This is a genomic window from Pseudomonas sp. BMS12 (assembly GCF_001592875.1).
GTDB lineage: Bacteria > Pseudomonadota > Gammaproteobacteria > Pseudomonadales > Pseudomonadaceae > Aquipseudomonas.
In genome coordinates, this window is the sequence record NZ_LSOF01000010.1 from 28,705 (window position 1) to 43,381 (window position 14,677).

Annotated in this window: 13 protein-coding genes and 1 pseudogene; 5 read left to right on the top strand and 9 right to left on the bottom strand. The window is 64.8% G+C overall.

All coding sequences use genetic code 11. The features are described 5' to 3' along the window. Window positions 1-6 precede the first annotated feature (6 nt). The 6 genes from AYB31_RS10445 to AYB31_RS10470 form a co-directional block, all read right to left on the bottom strand. Window positions 7-1,119: a succinylglutamate desuccinylase/aspartoacylase family protein gene (locus tag AYB31_RS10445; RefSeq protein ID WP_068828370.1), complete on the bottom strand. Its 1,113-nt coding sequence runs from the start codon at window positions 1,117-1,119 to the stop codon at window positions 7-9. A gap of 10 nt (window positions 1,120-1,129) precedes the next feature. Beyond that, the gene (locus tag AYB31_RS10450) at window positions 1,130-1,828 is read right to left on the bottom strand and encodes an ABC transporter permease (RefSeq protein ID WP_068828372.1); all 699 of its coding nucleotides are present in this window, start codon (window positions 1,826-1,828) and stop codon (window positions 1,130-1,132) included. Window positions 1,829-1,838: 10 nt separating this feature from the next. Then, window positions 1,839-2,528, bottom strand: coding sequence for an ABC transporter permease (locus tag AYB31_RS10455; protein ID WP_068828374.1), 690 nt, complete (start codon window positions 2,526-2,528; stop codon window positions 1,839-1,841). 132 nt (window positions 2,529-2,660) lie between these two features. Continuing rightward, a complete protein-coding gene (locus tag AYB31_RS10460) occupies window positions 2,661-3,437 on the bottom strand; it encodes an ABC transporter substrate-binding protein (protein WP_068828376.1) in 777 nt (258 codons plus the stop codon). A gap of 492 nt (window positions 3,438-3,929) precedes the next feature. Then, entirely contained in the window at window positions 3,930-5,885 is a 1,956-nt protein-coding gene (acs, locus tag AYB31_RS10465) for an acetate--CoA ligase (RefSeq protein ID WP_068828378.1), read from the bottom strand. A gap of 294 nt (window positions 5,886-6,179) precedes the next feature. After that, window positions 6,180-7,733: a sigma-54-dependent transcriptional regulator gene (locus AYB31_RS10470; protein WP_068828380.1), complete on the bottom strand. Its 1,554-nt coding sequence runs from the start codon at window positions 7,731-7,733 to the stop codon at window positions 6,180-6,182. Window positions 7,734-7,993: 260 nt separating this feature from the next. Here AYB31_RS10470 and phhA point away from each other — a divergent pair, with 260 nt between their 5' ends. From phhA to AYB31_RS10485, 3 genes are all read left to right on the top strand, one after another. Next, window positions 7,994-8,779, top strand: coding sequence for a phenylalanine 4-monooxygenase (phhA, locus tag AYB31_RS10475; protein ID WP_068828388.1), 786 nt, complete (start codon window positions 7,994-7,996; stop codon window positions 8,777-8,779). Between the two features lie 74 nt (window positions 8,780-8,853). Further along, the gene (locus AYB31_RS10480; protein ID WP_068828390.1) at window positions 8,854-9,210 is read left to right on the top strand and encodes a 4a-hydroxytetrahydrobiopterin dehydratase; all 357 of its coding nucleotides are present in this window, start codon (window positions 8,854-8,856) and stop codon (window positions 9,208-9,210) included. After that, window positions 9,207-10,406 (top strand): amino acid aminotransferase, encoded by a 1,200-nt coding sequence (locus AYB31_RS10485; protein ID WP_068828392.1) that lies wholly within the window; start codon window positions 9,207-9,209, stop codon window positions 10,404-10,406. The genes AYB31_RS10480 and AYB31_RS10485 overlap by 4 nt, the downstream gene beginning before the upstream one ends. A gap of 434 nt (window positions 10,407-10,840) precedes the next feature. On the opposite strand, the gene AYB31_RS10490 is transcribed toward AYB31_RS10485, so the two are convergent. The 3 genes from AYB31_RS10490 to selD are packed head-to-tail and all read right to left on the bottom strand — an operon-like array spanning window position 10,841 to window position 13,334. Beyond that, on the bottom strand, window positions 10,841-11,197 hold the full coding sequence (locus tag AYB31_RS10490; protein ID WP_068828393.1) for a hypothetical protein: 357 nt from the start codon (window positions 11,195-11,197) through the stop codon (window positions 10,841-10,843). Continuing rightward, window positions 11,194-12,300, bottom strand: a complete 1,107-nt coding sequence (gene mnmH / locus AYB31_RS10495; RefSeq protein ID WP_068828395.1) for a tRNA 2-selenouridine(34) synthase MnmH — start codon at window positions 12,298-12,300, stop codon at window positions 11,194-11,196. The genes AYB31_RS10490 and mnmH overlap by 4 nt, the downstream gene beginning before the upstream one ends. Next, the gene (gene selD, locus AYB31_RS10500) at window positions 12,300-13,334 is read right to left on the bottom strand and encodes a selenide, water dikinase SelD (protein WP_068828397.1); all 1,035 of its coding nucleotides are present in this window, start codon (window positions 13,332-13,334) and stop codon (window positions 12,300-12,302) included. The genes mnmH and selD overlap by 1 nt, the downstream gene beginning before the upstream one ends. 161 nt (window positions 13,335-13,495) lie before the next feature. On the opposite strand from selD, the gene AYB31_RS10505 reads away from it, so the two are divergent. Next, entirely contained in the window at window positions 13,496-14,347 is an 852-nt protein-coding gene (locus tag AYB31_RS10505; protein WP_068828399.1) for a putative selenate ABC transporter substrate-binding protein, read from the top strand. Continuing rightward, window positions 14,344-14,677, top strand: a pseudogene (locus AYB31_RS10510) (ATP-binding cassette domain-containing protein); the annotation flags it as partial. The gene AYB31_RS10505 and the pseudogene AYB31_RS10510, both read left to right, overlap by 4 nt.

Sequence of the window (14,677 nt, forward strand, 5' to 3'; positions counted from 1 at the left end):
CTTGGCTCAGTCGCTCAACAGGCGACCCTGACGAATGGGTTGCTGACCGGCCACCTTGGCCAGCCAGAGTCCGGGTTGGGCGAAGCGCAGGCGCTCGCGCACGTAGAGCACGCCGGAGGTGGAAGCGCGCACGATGCTGTGGCGATCCTCCAGCGGGTCAATAACTTCGAACAGTGGATCACCGGCGGCCACACGCGCACCAACCGGTTGCAGGAAACTGACCACGCCGGCATGTGGCGCATAGGCGTATTCGGCGCCGGAAAAGGGAGTGGGCACACAGCTCGGTGCCGGCGCCGGCGGCCAGATACCGTCGATCAGCCCCTGCCCGGCCAGATAGGCCAGGATGCTTTCGGCACTGGCTTCGGCGCGCTCGCGCTCGGTGTCGGCCATGCCACCCAGCTCCACGGTCGCCGCCTGACAGGCCAGCGGCACGGCAGCTGAGGGAAAACGCCGGGCCAGACGCAGCCAGGCCAGCGAACAGGCCTCATCGAAGGAACTGCCGCCGGCATCCTCGGCCACCAGCACGGCGCCGGCGCCCAGACGCGCAGCCAGCTCGGCGAATGCCTCGGCCTGCTGCGGAATCATGTACAGGTGCACCACGGCATCGAAGTCACAATGCAGATCCAGCACCAGGTCGGCGTCACAGGCATGGCGCAACAGCAGGCGCTGCAAGCCCTGCAGTTCGGAGCCGGCCGGCGGCAGTGCCTCCAGGGCGGCACGCATGGCCTGGCGGATCAGCCGCACATTGGCTTCGGCATCGCCACCCAGGCGACCGTCCAGCTGCACTGCAACCAGATCGGCCAGGTCGACGAAGTCGCGATTGAAGTTCTTGCCACTGCCCAGTTCGAAACGCCCCTGGCTGGAGGCCTGGAGCATCTGACCCAGGCCGATGGGGTTGGCCACCGGCACCAGTTCGATTATCCCCCGCAGGCGACCCTGCCCTTCCAGCTCGGCCAGCCTGCGCTTGAGCTCCACCGCCACGCGCATGCCCGGCAGTTCGTCGGCGTGCAGGCTGGCCTGGATATAGGCCTTGCGCTCGCCACTACCGAAACGAAACACGCTCAAACTGCGCTCGGTCCCCGGGCAGCCCCAGGGCAGACGATGATCGATGCGCTGCATGCTCAGGACCTCAGTGCTTGCGCGGGGCCAGGTAGGCCAGGTAGCGGCGCTCGGCCAGCTTGAACAGGCGCACCAGGATGAAGGTCAGGCACAGGTAGAACACACCGGCGGTGATATACGCCTCGAACGGCAGGTAGTACTGCGAGCTGACAGTCTTGGCCGCACCGGTGATGTCGATCAGGGTCACCACCGAGGCCAGACTGGTGGTGTGCAACATCATGATCACCTCGTTGCTGTACTGCGGCAGCGCACGGCGCAACGCCGAAGGCAGGAGGATGCGGCGATAGAGCTTGCCACGCGACATGCCCATGGCCTTGGCCGCCTCGATCTCGCCATAGGGCGTGGCCTTGAGGCTGCCAGCAAGAATCTCGGCGCTATAGGCACTGGTGTTGATGGCGAAGGCCAGGCAGGCACAGAAGGTGGCGCTGGACAGGTAGGGCCACATGAAGCTCTCGCGCACCGCCTCGAACTGCGCCAGGCCGTAGTACAGCAGGTACAACTGCACCAGCATCGGTGTGCCACGAATGGCGTAGGTGTAGAGCCAGGCCGGGAAGTTGACCACCGCCTGCTTGGACACCCGCATCAGTGCCAACGGCACGGCCAGCGCCAGGCCAAAGGCGAGGGAGATCAGCAGCAGCTTGAGGGTGACCAGCACGCCGCCGAAGTACATTGGCAGGCTGTCGAGTACCACGTTGTAGTCGAAAAGCATGGCAGCTCCCTCAGATTTCCATGGCCTTGACGCCTACCGAATAACGGCGCTCAAGGAAACGCAGCACCAGCAGCGACACGCTGGTGATCGCAAGGTAGATGGCGGCTGCCAGGAGGATGTAGGTGAAGGGCTCGCGGGTCGCGTCGCCGGCACTCTTGGCGCGGGCCATCATGTCCTGCAGGCCGACCAGGGAGATCAGCGCGGTGGCCTTGACCAGCACCAGCCAGTTGTTGGTGAAGCCCGGAATCGCCAGGCGAATCATCTGTGGCACCAGGATGCGGAAGAACACCCGCAGCGGGCTCATGCCGTAGGCCATGCCCGCCTCGCCCTGCCCCTTTGGGATGGCCATGAAGGCACCGCGAAAGGTCTCGGAGAGGTAAGCGCCGTAGATGAAGCCCAGAGTACCGACACCCGCCACGAAGGGATTGATGTCGATGTACTGGTCATAGCCCACCAGCGGCGCGATGCGGTTCACCAGGTCCTGACCGCCGTAGAAGATCAGCAGGATCAGCACCAGATCGGGAATCCCGCGGATCACGGTGGCGTAGGTCTCGCCCAGCAGGGCCAGCCACTTCATGGGCGACAGGCGAAAGGCCGCACCCAGCAGGCCAAGTGCGATGGCCACCGCCATCGACAGCAGAGCCAGCTGCAGGGTGAGCCAGACGCCGTCGAGAATGGTCGAGCCGTAGCCGTTGAACATGGAATCTATCCTCTGAGAACGCAGGAGGAACGCCCTGCTTCAGGGCAGGAGCACTGGGTGAGTCCGGCGGAGCGCCATGCCCACCCGGCCCGACCCACCTTCCCCGCACAGGGCAAGGTGGGTACAGCGGCGTTATTCGCCGTAGACGTTGAACTGGAAGTACTTGTCCTGCACTTCCTGGTACTTGCCGTTGGCACGAATGGCCAGGATGGCGGCGCTGATCTTATCGGCCAGGGCCTTGTCGCCCTTGCGCACGGCAATGCCGGCACCGTCACCGAAGTACTTCGGATCGTTGTAGTCCGGGCCCACCAGGGCGAAGCCCTTGCCGGCGTCGGTCTTGAGGAAGCCGTCGTCGATGTTGACCACGTCGGCCAGGGTGGCATCCAGGCGACCGGAAGCCAGGTCGAGGAAGATTTCGTTCTGCGAGCTGTAGCGCACCACTTCGATACCGGCAGGGGCATACATCTCGGTGGCGTAGCGGTCATAGATGGAAGCGCGCTGCACGCCAACCTTCTTGCCTTTCAGGTCGACCAGCGGGTCTTTCAGCTCGGTACCGGCCTTCATCGCCAGCTTGGCAGGGGTGTGGTAGTACTTGCCGGTGAAGTCCACGGACTTCTTGCGCTCTTCGGTGATCGACATGGACGACAGCACGGCGTCGAACTTGCGCACTTTCAGCGCCGGAATCAGGCCATCGAACTCCTGCTCGATCCACTGGCACTTGACCTTCATCTCTTCGCACAGGGCGTTGCCGATGTCGTAGTCGAAGCCGGTGATGTTGCCTTCCGGGGTCTTGTAGGCGAACGGCGGGTAGGCCGCCTCGATGCCGATGCGCAGGGGTTTTTCTTCTGCCTGGACCAGCGCACTGAAAGCGGTCAGCGCCAGTGCGCCGAGAAGTACGATCTTCTTCATCTTGTGACTCCTTCGAATGGGTACAGCGATTGGCAGACTGAGTTCGCCATGGCCACGGGTAAATTGTAGAAAGTGTCGCCATCTTTGCCGGTGCCAGGCACGGGCAAGAGGGTCGGGCCAAGTGGCCGGCATTCTATCGGGCGGGGTAAGGTCGATATTTCTTGAAAGCGACAACAAATTACAGAAGCACAGGACGGACAGGGCGTCCGTATTGACAGGTCATCCGAAACGTGACCAGCGAGACAGAAAAGTACAACCAAGTATTCAGGCAATAACCACGCCACTTCTGGCGAAGCCCAGCAATACAGGGCCTGTAGCGGTCTTCTCGATTTATCTCCGCCTCATGATGGCGCGCACTGTTTCCATCCGCCCCGAAACGGCGCGCGACGTTACCCCGGCGTTACAGCCGCAGCGCAAATACCGATATTCATCGTCTGAAAAAACAAACCCCAGCTTGTGGCCGGGGTTGTGCACGCTTGCATGGCGCCCGAATCAGGCGACTTGCATGGTGCGATGGGTGTCGATGAGGTGCTGCACCACGCCAGGATCGGCCAGCGTGGAGATGTCGCCGAGTGCCTCGTACTCGGCGGTGGCGATCTTGCGCAGGATGCGGCGCATGATCTTGCCCGAACGGGTCTTGGGTAGCCCCGGAGCCCACTGGATAACGTCCGGCGAGGCGATCGGGCCGATCTCCTTGCGCACCCAGTTCTTCAGTTCCTGACGCAGCTGTTCGCTCGACTCCTCACCAGCATTGAGGGTGACATAGACATAGATGCCCTGCCCCTTGATGTCGTGCGGCACGCCAACCACTGCGGCCTCGGCCACTTTCGGGTGGGCCACCATGGCGCTCTCGATCTCGGCGGTGCCCATGCGGTGGCCGGAGACGTTGAGCACGTCATCCACGCGGCCGGTGATCCACCAATAGCCGTCCTCGTCGCGACGGGCGCCGTCGCCGGTGAAGTACATGCCCTTGAAGGTCTTGAAGTAGGTATCCACGAAGCGGTCGTGATCGCCGTACAGGGTGCGCGCCTGGCCCGGCCAGGAGTCGATGATCACCAGGTTGCCCTCGGTGGCGCCTTCCAGGATGTTGCCCAGGTTGTCGACCAGCGCCGGCTGCACGCCGAAGAACGGCCGCGCAGCGGAGCCCGGCTTCATCGGATGCGCGCCCGGCAGCGGGGTCATCAGGCAGGCGCCGGTCTCGGTCTGCCACCAGGTATCGACGATCGGGCAGCGGCTCTGGCCGACGTTCTCGTAATACCACTGCCAGGCTTCCGGGTTGATCGGCTCGCCCACCGAGCCGAGCAGGCGCAGGCTGGAGCCGTCCGCGCCCTCCACGGCAGCCTTGCCCTCGGCCATCATGGCGCGGATGGCGGTCGGCGCGGTGTAGAGGATGTTGACCTTGTGCTTGTCGATGATCTTGGCCACGCGGGTCACGTCCGGGTAGTTCGGCACGCCCTCGAACATGACCGTGGTCGCGCCATTGGCCAGCGGACCGTAGATCAGGTAGGTGTGGCCGGTGACCCAGCCGATGTCGGCGGTGCACCAGAAGACTTCGCCGGGGCGGTAGTCGAACACCCGCTCATGGGTCAGCGCGGCATAGGTCAGGTAGCCGCCGGTGGTGTGCAGCACGCCCTTGGGCTTGCCGGTACTTCCCGAGGTATAGAGGATGAACAGCGCCTCCTCGGCGCCCATTTCCTTCGGCGCGCAGGTGCTGCCCGCGACGCGCATCAGGTCCTCGAACCAGATATCGCGATGCTGGTTCCACTTGATCTCGCCGCCAGTGCGCTTGACCACGATGATCTTCTGCACGCTGGCGGTTTCCGGGTTGGTCAGCGCGTCGTCGACGTTGCTCTTCAGCGCTACCTTCTTGCCACCGCGCACACCTTCGTCGGCGGTGATCACCACCTTCGACTTGCAGTCGATGATGCGCCCGGCCAGGGCCTCCGGCGAGAAGCCGCCGAACACCACCGAGTGGATGGCACCGATGCGCGCACAGGCCAGCATGGCCACGGCGGCCTCGGGAATCATCGGCATGTAGATGGTCACCACGTCGCCACGGTGCACGTCCTGGCCGCGCAGGGCGTTGGCCAGCTTGCACACCTGCTCGTGCAGCTCGCGGTAGGTGATCTCGCGATGCTCGGAGGGGTCGTCGCCCTCCCAGATGATCGCCACCTGGTCGCCACGGGTCTCCAAGTGGCGATCCAGGCAGTTGGCGGAAACGTTGAGGGTGCCGTCGGCAAACCACTTGATATCGACATGGTGATCGTCGAAGGAGGTCTGCTTGACCTTGGTGAACGGCTGGATCCAGTCGATGCGCTTGGCCTGCTCGCGCCAGAAGCCGTCCGGATTGATCACCGACTGCTGATACATGGCCTTGTAGGTAGCCTCGTCGGTCAGCGTGTTGGCGGCCACCTCGGGGCGGACCGGATAGAGGGAAGCAGCAGTCATGTGGATACCTCGGCGGGACAGTTGTTTTTGTATGCCGCCTTTTGTATCCCCCGACACCTTGTGGGGCCATTCGACCAAGGTCTTACCGCTCTACGACCATGGTCTCAGGGGCAAATTACAGGCAAAAAAAGGGCGACCCTGGGGTCGCCGCCAATTCATTCCGGGGAGGAATGTCAGAAACGCAGTCCGGGTATCGCAGGAGCCGGACGCTGGCAATTTTTGTCGCCGCAGCTCAACGGCGCCATTGCACCTTGGTCGTAGACCCTCACAGTGCTCGCCCCTGGCGGACAACCCCTAGTCCTTGCCGAGGCCATGCTGGCGCAGCTTGTTGGCGATGGTGGTGTGCGACACGCCTAGGCGCTTACCCAGCTGGCGGCTGCTCGGGTGCTCGGCGTACAGGCGCTCCAGCACCACCTTCTCGAAGCGGCCAAGAATGGCGTCGAGGTCGCCCTCGGTGGAGAACTCGCCGAGCGGCTGCGGCGCGCCGTAATCCGGCAAGCGGATATGCTCGGCCTTCACCGTGCCGCCGTCGCACAGCGACACGGCCTGAAACAGCACGTTCTCCAGCTGGCGTACATTGCCCGGCCAGTGGTAGTGGGCCATGCGCTCCAGGGCCTGGGGCGCCAGCTTGGGCAACGGGCAGCCGATCTGCCGGCTGGCCGAGTCGAGAAAATGCTCGACCAGCGGCGCCAGGCCATCCAGGCATTCACGCAGCGGCGGGATATGCAGGCTGAGCACGTTGAGGCGGTGGTACAGATCCTGACGGAACTCGCCCCTGCTGCACAGCTCGGACAGGTCGACCTGGGTCGCACAGATCACCCGCACGTCCAGGTACACCTCCTCGTCGCTGCCGACGCGGCGGAAGCAGCCGTCCTGCAGAAAGCGCAACAGCTTGGCCTGCAGGCGCGGGCTCATCTCACCCACGCCATCGAGAAACAGGGTGCCGCCGGCGGTCAGCTCCAACAGACCGAGTTTGCCTTCCGGGCGCGCACCCTCGAAGGCGCCGGGGCCGTAGCCGAACAGCTCGGTCTCGGCCATGGATTCCGGCAGCCCCGCGCAATTGAGCGCCATGAACGGCGATTGCCCGCGCGGGCTGGCCAGGTGGCAGGCACGGGCCAGCAGCTCCTTGCCGGTGCCGGTCTCGCCCTCGATCAACAGCGGCGCATCCAGCGGCGCCATGCGGCGCGCCTCGCGCACCACGGCGGCCATCACTTTCGAGCTCTGGAAGATGCTGTCGAAGCCGCGCAGCTCCTGCTTGCGCACCTGATAGATGCGCTCACCGACCCGATCGGCGCGGTGCAGGGTCAGCACGGCGCCGGCCAGCGCCTCGCTCTCGTCGTGCTCGTTCTGCAGCGGCGCGATATCGGCGAGAAACACATCGCCCTTGACCTTGACCCGCAGGCCGTTGATCCGCGACTTGTTGGCGCGCACCAGCTCAGGCAGGTCGAAATCCTCGATGTAGCGCGACAGCGCCATACCCGGCACCTCGTCCACCCGCACGCCAAGCAGCTGCGCGGCGCTACGGTTGGCGGCGACGATGCTGCCACCCATGTCGATGGACAGCACCGGAAACTCCAGTGCGCCGAGCAGCGCGTTGAGCTCCAGGTGACGGCGCTCGCTGGGCATCAGACCGACACGCTTGACGCCGAAAACGCCGGGAATGGCCTCGAACTTCGGCCGCAATGACTGGAACTGCAGATTGATCAGGTTCGGGCAGTGCAGATAGATGGCATTGCCCTGCTCGCCACCGACCTCGCCACGGGCGACGTTGATGCCGTAGTCGACCAGCAGGTCGAGGATGTCGCGCAGGATGCCGACGCGGTTCTGGCAGTGAACTTTGATACGCACGATTGGGACCCGTAATTGTGGTTATGGCTGGGTCACGGCCGGATGTTTCGCAAGGCGGCCGTCGATTTCCGTCAAGAATATGTGACAGTCAGCGCCAGCAACAAGCCGAATATCTGCCAGCCTGGCAAAGTCGTAACCAAAACTTTACGCAAGAACGGGTACTCGCCGCCGCACCACCCTCTCCCGCCTCTTTCATGCCGTGAGCCCCTGGCGTTATTCCTTGTCCCATACAAGAACAACAGCCCCAGCGGGAGGCCTGCATGAAAGGCACGCAGTACGTGGCCCGGGAACCGGATGCCGATGGCTTCATCGACTACCCGGAAAGCGAGCACCAGGTGTGGAACACCCTGATCAGCCGCCAGCTCAAGGTGATCGAGGGCCGTGCCTGCCAGGAGTACCTGGACGGCATCGAACAGCTCGGCCTGCCCCATGAGCGCATTCCCCAGCTCGGCGAGGTCAACCGGGTGCTGGCCGCCACCACCGGCTGGCAGGTCGCGCGAGTGCCTGCGCTGATCCCCTTCCAGACCTTCTTCGAGTTGCTGGCCAGCAAGCACTTTCCGGTCGCCACCTTTATCCGCACCCCGCAGGAGCTGGACTACCTGCAGGAGCCGGACATCTTCCACGAGATCTTCGGCCACTGCCCGCTGCTGACCAACCCCTGGTTCGCCGAATTCACCCACACCTACGGCAAGCTCGGCCTGGCCGCGACCAAGGAGCAGCGCGTATACCTGGCGCGGCTGTACTGGATGACCATCGAGTTCGGCCTGGTTGATACCCCGCAGGGCCGGCGCATCTACGGCGGCGGCATCCTCTCCTCGCCGAAGGAGACGGTCTACAGCCTCTCCAACGAGCCAGAACACCAGCCGTTCGATCCGCTCGAAGCCATGCGTACTCCCTATCGCATCGACATCCTGCAGCCGCTGTACTTCGTCCTGCCGGAGCTCAAGCGCCTGTTCGAGCTGGCCCATGAGGACATCATGGGCATGGTGCAGCGAGCCATGCAGCTCGGCCTGCACGCACCGAAGTTTCCGCCCAAGGCGGCCTAGAACTAAGCTCCCTTCTCTCAGTCACGGTAGAGAGGGGCAGATATCCAAGCCCACGAATTCCCAAGGAGCCCGAAATGACCAGCCTTGCCCAAGCCCAATGCGAAGCCTGCCGCGCCGACGCGCCGCATGTGTCGGAAGAAGAACTGGCCAGCCTGATCCGCGAGATCCCCGACTGGAACATCGAAGTGCGCGACGGCCATATGGAGCTGGAGCGCCAGTACCTGTTCAAGAACTTCCGCCACGCCCTGGCCTTCACCAATGCGGTCGGCGCCATCGCCGAGGAAGTCGGCCACCACCCGGCCCTGCTCACTGAATGGGGCAAGGTCACCGTGACCTGGTGGAGCCACGAGATGAAGGGCCTGCACCGCAACGATTTCATCATGGCCGCGCGCACCGATGTGCTGGCCAATGCCGCCGAGGGTCGCAAGTGAGCCATTTCGCCGCCATCGCCCGCGTACCCGGCGACCCCATTCTCGGCCTGCTCGACGCCTATCGCGCCGACCCCAACCCGGCCAAGGTCGATCTGGGCGTCGGCGTATACAAGGACGCCAGCGGCCTGACACCGATCCTGCGCGCGGTGAAGCTGGCCGAGCAGCGCCTGGTCGATGGCGAAACCACCAAGACCTATATCGGCGGGCACGGCGCCCCGGAATTCGGCGAACGCCTGCTGCAACTGGTCCTCGGCGAGCACAACGCCCTGCTCGGCGAGCAACTGGCCGGCGCCACCCAGACGCCAGGCGGCACCGGCGCGCTGCGCCTGGCGGGCGAATTTATCGCCCGCAATCTGCCCGGACGCAGCATCTGGCTGAGCGACCCGACCTGGCCGATCCACGAGACCCTGTTCGCCGCCTGCGGCCTGCGTGTCGAGCACTACCCCTATGTCGGCGCCGACAACCGCCTGAATGTGGACGCCATGCTCGACGCCCTGCAGCGCGTGCCGGCCGGCGACGTGGTGCTGCTGCACGCCTGCTGCCACAACCCGACCGGCTTCGACCTGAGCGCCGACGACTGGCAGCGCGTGCTGGCCGTGGTCAAGGCACGCGAGCTGCTGCCGCTGGTCGACTTCGCCTACCAGGGCTTCGGCGACGGCCTGGAGCAGGACGCATTTGCTGTGCGCCTGTTCGCCAGCGAGTTGCCGGAACTGCTGGTGACCAGCTCCTGCTCGAAGAACTTCGGCCTGTACCGCGAGCGTACCGGCGCACTGATCGTGCGCGCCGACAGCGCCAACAAGCTGGTCGACGTGCGCAGCCAACTGGCCTTGCTGGCCCGCGGCCTGTGGTCCACGCCGCCCTCCCACGGGGCTGCCGTGGTGGCAGAGATTCTCGGCGATGCAGAACTGAAGGCCCTGTGGACTGCAGAAGTGGATGCCATGCGCCAACGTGTTGCCAATCTACGCGCTGGCCTGGTCGAAGCCCTGCGCCCGCATGGCTTGAGCGAACACTTCGTCCATGTGGCACAGCAGCGCGGCATGTTCTCCTACACAGGACTGACGGCCGAGCAGGTGACGCGCCTGCGTGAGGAGTTCAGCGTCTATCTGGTCAATAGCGGCCGGGCCAGCGTGGCGGGGATGGCGGAAGATCGCCTGGAATATCTGGCCGCAGCGATTGCCCGAGTCTGCCAGGACTGAACGAAAACGCCGCCCACAGGCGGCGTTGTTCATTTAAGCGAGACCAAATTGACGGCGGCATAGCCGCTTTTCTCCCTCCGGGAGAGGGTCGGGGTGAGGGAGCCTGCGCTCAGGCCAGTGCCGTACCGAATGCAATCCGAAACCGGCTGAACCGCACTCCGCTTTAGCCGCGAGGCAGGCGGCACAGTCGCTGCCCCTGATCGCGGCTAAAGCGGAGTGCCGCCCAACCGCCCCACGAAAAGCGCTTGAAACGCAGTGGGTGCCCTGCGACTGCGTCACCGGGGCGAGCCTTAACACGACGAAGCCCTGCGCCAAAGCTCACCCGCACCCTCCTTGTGGGAGCGGCTTCAACCGCGATGCAGGCAGCACAAGCGCTGTGCAGAACCGGAGTACCACCCAGCCGCTCCCACGCAAGGCGCGCTGAGCCCTAGCCCTCAATCCAGCTGATCGTCGCGAATCAGCACATAGCTGGCATCGGCACGGTCGTAGACGTAATACATCTCCACCTTCAGGCCACGCACCACCGCCACGTAGTCGCCGGGCTCGGCGACGAAGTACTCGCCGCTATCGGCCTTGGCCTCGCACTCGATGCGGGCGTTGAAGAACAGTGCCGGGTCGCTGTCATCGAAATACTCCTCGCGCTCGACGGCATCCCATTCGGCCGGTGCCTCGAAGGCACCTTCGATAAGGATGCGGGCGTCGCCCAGCTCCAGTTCCTCGGCGTCCGGATCGTTCTCGTCCGGGCGGTAGACGGTGCAGTCCAGCGCATCGGTATGCTTCTTCAGGCTCATGGCTTGCTCCGTGGTGCGCGTTGGCGCAGGTAGTCCAGCACGGCCGACTGTTCGCCGGCGAATTCGATGCGCGCAGCCTTGCTCTCGCGCTGGTAGACGTACATCGGGTCGTAGTATTCGCGCAACAGGCCCTCGATCCAGCCGCGGTGAGTGTCCACCGCGCCGCTGCGCGCCTGCTCCTCCAGCCCCTGCTGCAGGATGGCGCGCAGGCGCGCATGGCGCTCGCCGCCCAGGCGCTTCTGGATATTGTCCATGCTCTGCAGCATGCGCTCGGCGAACAGGCTGAAGCCGCTCTCCTCGCCATGCTCGCCGATGAACTCGGCGGCCAGGTCAATCACGTAGTCCTTGAGGATGCGCTCCACACGCCCCTCGACGCTGTCTTCCAGCCACACCATGGGGTACTGCTGCATACCCTGGTGCAGTGACAGGGGCAGCGAGCAGGTACCGATCAGGCGGCTCTCGTCTTCCAGTACGAACTGCTGCTGGCCACGCGCGCGGCGTTTGAGCAGGTCGATGGCCAGGCGGTTCTCGAAATCGATCTGCGCCGGCTGGCCGGTGGCACGCTTGCCGAAGCTGGAACCACGGTGGTTAGCGTGGCCTTCCAGATCGACGCTGTGATCCAGGGCAGCGATTACCTCGGTCTTGCCGGTGCCGGTCATGCCGCCGACCACCACGAAGTCACACTCGGCCACGGCGCTGTCGAGGGTCTCGATCAGGAAGGTACGCATGGCCTTGTAGCCGCCGATTACCCGTGGGTAGTCGATACCAGCTTCCTTGAGCCACTGCTGGACGATCTGCGAGCGCAGGCCGCCACGGAAGCAGTACAGGTAGCCGTTCGGGTTGGCCCGAGCGAAGGCGGACCAGGCCTCGACGCGCGCGGCCTTGACCTTGCCGCCGACCAGTTGGTGGCCCAGCTCGATGGCCGCCTGCTGGCCCTTCTGCTTGTAGCAGGTACCGACCTTCTGCCGCTCGACATCGGTCATCAGCGGCAGACTGGTGGCATTGGGAAAGGCGCCCTTGGTGAATTCCACCGGGGCACGCATATCCATCATCTGCACATCGTTGAGGAAGAGTTCGCGGTAGTCGGCCGTGTTGTCGCGCATCACAGCACCTCTACCGCGTAGGTCTGTCGCTCGACCAGTTGGCCGATAGGCGCAAGGCTCAAGCCCAGCTCGACGGCCACGGCCAGAAACTCGGCTTCGCCCTCCGCATCGACCGCAATCAGCAGGCCGCCACTGGTCTGCGGGTCGCACAGCAGGTCGCGCTGCGCATCGCTGATCGGCGCGATCTTCTCGCCATAGCTGTCGAAGTTGCGCAGGGTGCCGCCGGGCACGCAGCCCTCGGCCAAGTAGTAGTCGACCCCCGGCAGGCGCGGCACGGCGGCGTAGTCCAGCTGAGCGGTGAGATTCGCGCCATCGGCCATTTCCACCAGGTGGCCGAGCAGACCGAAACCGGTGACATCGGTCATCGCCCGCACGCCGGCCAGCTTGCCGAAGCGGCTACCGGGCTTGTTCAGAGTGCACATCCAGTCGCGCGCCAGGCCCACGTCCTGCTCGCGCAGCTTGGCCTTCTTCTCGGCGGTGGTAAGGATGCCGATGCCCAGCGGCTTGCTCAGATACAGCTTGCAGCCGGCCGTGGCGCTGTCGTTGCGCTTCATGTGCTGCTTGTTGACCACGCCGGTGACGGCCAGGCCGAAGATCGGCTCCGGGGCGTCGATCGAGTGGCCGCCGGCCAGCGGGATGCCCGCCTCGTCACACACGGCACGGCCGCCACGAATCACCTCACGCGCCACTTCCGGCGGCAAGACGTTGACTGGCCAGCCGAGGATGGCGATGGCCATCAGCGGGTCGCCGCCCATGGCGTAGATGTCGCTGATCGCGTTGGTCGCGGCGATCCGGCCGAAGTCATAGGGATCATCAACAATGGGCATGAAGAAGTCGGTGGTGGAGACCACGCCGCGCTCGTCGTCGAGCGCATACACCGCGGCGTCGTCGCGCGAGGCGTTGCCAACCCAGAGTTTGGGGTCGAGATTCTGCGCGCCGCTACCGGCGAGGATCACTTCCAGCACCTTGGGGGAAATCTTGCAGCCACAACCGGCACCGTGGCTGTACTGGGTCAGGCGGATCGGTTCGCTCATCGAACTCACTCGGCAATTACGGAAAACAGGCGGCGGATTCTAGCAAAGCTGTTCTTTCAAGCCTGCGCCCATATAATCGCCGCCGTTCTACTAACCTGACGAGGCGCGGCCACTGGCCCTGCCACTTCGAACCTTTTCCGCTATTGAACCGGAGAATCTTCATGCTCAAGCGCACCCTGGCGCTAGCCGCCGCTTTCACCCTGTCCCTGTCCGCCACCCTGGTGCATGCCGCCGACGTGCTGAAAGTCAGCGCCATCCCCGACGAAGCCCCCACCGAGCTGCTGCGCAAGTTCAAGCCGCTGGGTGCCTACCTNGAAAAAGAGCTGGGCATGAAGGTCGAATTCGTCCCGGTCGCCGACTACCCGGCCGTGGTCGAAGCCCTGGCCACCGACCGTCTGGACCTGGCCTGGCTGGGTGGCTTCACCTTCGTCCAGGTACGCCTGAAGACCGGCAATGCCATCCCGCTGGTCCAGCGCGAGCAGGACGCCCAGTTCACCAGCAAGTTCATCACCGCCAACCCGGACGTGAAATCGCTGGCCGACCTCAAGGGCAAGACCTTCGCCTTCGGCTCCATTTCCTCCACCTCCGGCAGCCTGATGCCGCGTTACTTCATGCTGCAGGACGGCATCAAGCCGGAAAGTTACTTCAGCCGCATCGGCTACTCCGGCGCGCATGACGCCACCGCTGCCTGGGTCCAGGCCGGCAAGGTCGATGGCGGCGTGCTCAACGCCAGCGTGTGGGACAAGCTGGTCGCCGCCGGCAAGGTCGACACCAGCAAGGTCAAGGTCTTCGCCACCACTCCGGCCTACTACGACTACAACTGGACCGTGCGCGGCACCCTCGATCCGGCCCTGACCGCCAAGATCAAACAAGCCTTCCTCGCCCTCGACCCGGCCAACCCGGAGCACAAGGCGATCCTCGACCTGCAGGCAGCCTCGCGTTTCATCGAGACCGCGCCGGAAAACTACAAGGGCATCGAGGACGCCGCGCGCGCCGCCGACCTGCTGAAATGAGTCTGCGCCTGACCCGGGCGACCCTGCAGCACGCCAACGGAGTCCACGCCCTGCGCGGCGTGGACCTGAGCATCGGCGCCGCCGAGCGGGTCGCCATCATCGGCCCGTCCGGGGCCGGCAAGTCGAGCCTGCTCAACCTGCTGGCCAGCGCCCTGGCGCCCAGCAGTGGCGAGGTCGAACTGCTCGACGAACGCCCCTGGCAGCTCTCCGCCGGCGCCCGCCAGCGCCTGCGCGCGCGCATCGGCCTGATCCACCAGGCGCCGCCGCTGCCGCCCCGGCAGCGCGTGGTCACTTCCGTGCTGGCCGGCAAGCACGGCCCGCGGGGCCTGG